The sequence below is a fragment of the Bacillus sp. AY2-1 genome (assembly GCF_008368965.1).
Classification (GTDB): domain Bacteria; phylum Bacillota; class Bacilli; order Bacillales; family Bacillaceae_G; genus Bacillus_A; species Bacillus_A thuringiensis_S.
Window position 1 is genome coordinate 1 of the sequence record NZ_QPEL01000122.1, and the last position, 1,934, is coordinate 1,934.

Below are 1,934 nucleotides of genomic sequence, written 5' to 3' on the forward strand. Positions count from 1 at the left end.
GAAAAAAATTTGTGATTTTATAAAAAATAAGGTACATCGAAGTATAAAAATTTTTTCTACTTGTAAAGGGAAATTTTAATTTAGCAATTGTATAACATGAGACATAATTTTTATAAAAGAAGATGATAAAACAGTTGTAAGTTGTATTGAAGCTAAACATTATAAAAGCTACTTATGTATTTAATCAGTAGTTTTTTGTATTTCGTCCTTCGTTTTCTGTAACTGATTCCATGTTTTTGACGCTCTATCTTGTAAGTGCTTACATAGGCGGAAACATCTTATACAATGAAGGTGTTAAATCAAAAGAGGTGACCAAAATGAACATAAAAAAAGTAAATTTAGCGAATAGCATTGAAATAGAAAGAGGAGGCGGAAAGGTATGAAAAAATCAACTGTTAATCCATGGTTTGTTGTTCTTGGCACAGTTATAGTACAGATGGGGCTTGGAACGATATATACATGGAGTTTATTCAATCAGCCTTTAGTTAGTAAATATGGTTGGAGTCTTAACGCTGTTGCGATAACTTTCTCAATTACTAGTCTTTCTTTAGCATTTTCAACTTTATTTGCGAGTAAATTGCAAGAAAAATGGGGACTTCGTAAACTTATTATGATAGCTGGATTAGCATTAGGACTAGGATTAATACTTAGTTCACAAGCGTCCTCATTAATATTGCTTTATGTACTAGCAGGAGTTGTTGTAGGTTATGCAGATGGTACAGCATATATCACTTCACTATCAAATTTAATAAAGTGGTTTCCGGAGCGTAAAGGTTTAATTGCTGGTATTTCTGTCTCTGCATATGGTTCAGGTAGCTTAATTTTTAAATATGTTAACGCACAGTTGATTGAATCAGTTGGTGTATCGCAAGCATTTATATACTGGGGTTTAATTGTTACAGCTATGATTGTAATTGGCGCTTGTTTAATCCATCAAGCCGCAGATCAAGGAGCAGTTCATGAAACAAAAACTAAGGAATACACAACGAAAGAAATGTTAGGCACAAAACAAGTATACTTATTATTTATAATGTTATTTACATCATGTATGAGTGGCTTATACTTAATTGGTATGGTAAAAGACATTGGTGTTCAACTTGTGGGACTTAGCGCAGCAACAGCAGCTAATGCGGTGGCTATGGTTGCAATCTTTAATACATTAGGTCGTATTATTTTAGGACCGTTATCGGATAAAATTGGTCGTTTAAAAATCGTTACTGGTACTTTTGTTGTTATGGCGAGTTCAGTTTTAGTTCTAAGTTTTGTAGATTTAAATTATGGTATTTACTTCGTATGTGTAGCAAGTGTAGCGTTTTGCTTTGGTGGAAATATCACTATTTTCCCAGCTATTGTTGGTGATTTCTTCGGTATGAAAAACCATAGTAAGAACTATGGAATTGTGTATCAAGGATTTGGATTTGGGGCGCTTGCAGGTTCCTTTATCGGTGCACTTCTGGGTGGATTCAAACCAACGTTCATGGTGATTGGTGTATTATGTGTCGTGTCATTCATTATCGCAATTTTAATTCAAGCACCTAAACATAAAAAAGAACAAGAAGAAGAGTATCGCAGCGTAGCATAAGTATATAAATCTTCTATAACACTATGATTACGAAAAAGCATCCTATTCTATTAATTAGGATGCTTTTTTTATGAGTTATTTTAACAAGGTTAAATTACTTTTTGGATTTTTATAGATGTAAAAGTGAGTGAAGTACTTATTTGGATTATATTGGAATATAATAAATTAATACATCGCATTCAAAATATATATTAAATCTTAAATAATAAAGAAGACATTCATTAGTATTTGCAAGATTTGTTTTCAGAAAAATATTGAGAAAATATATACTTGAGTTTTTCATAAAGCGTTGTAAATGAACGTAGCTCTAGTTTATCTTCTTCAATTTTAAAAAGAGGAGTTTGAATTTTAT

At 31.6% G+C, this 1,934-nt stretch carries 1 protein-coding gene; it reads left to right on the forward strand.

Features of this window, described 5'->3' with window-relative positions:
• The first annotated feature begins 379 nt into the window (after positions 1 to 379).
• Entirely contained in the window at positions 380 to 1,582 is a 1,203-nt protein-coding gene (locus DN403_RS23680; protein WP_000750108.1) for an L-lactate MFS transporter, read from the forward strand.
• The last annotated feature ends 352 nt before the right edge of the window (positions 1,583 to 1,934 follow it).

Excerpts from the sequence above, each read along its gene's own strand:
- DN403_RS23680 (WP_000750108.1), top strand. The coding sequence starts at position 380 with ATGAAAAAATCAACTGTTAATCCATGGTTTGTTGTTCTTGGCACAGTT.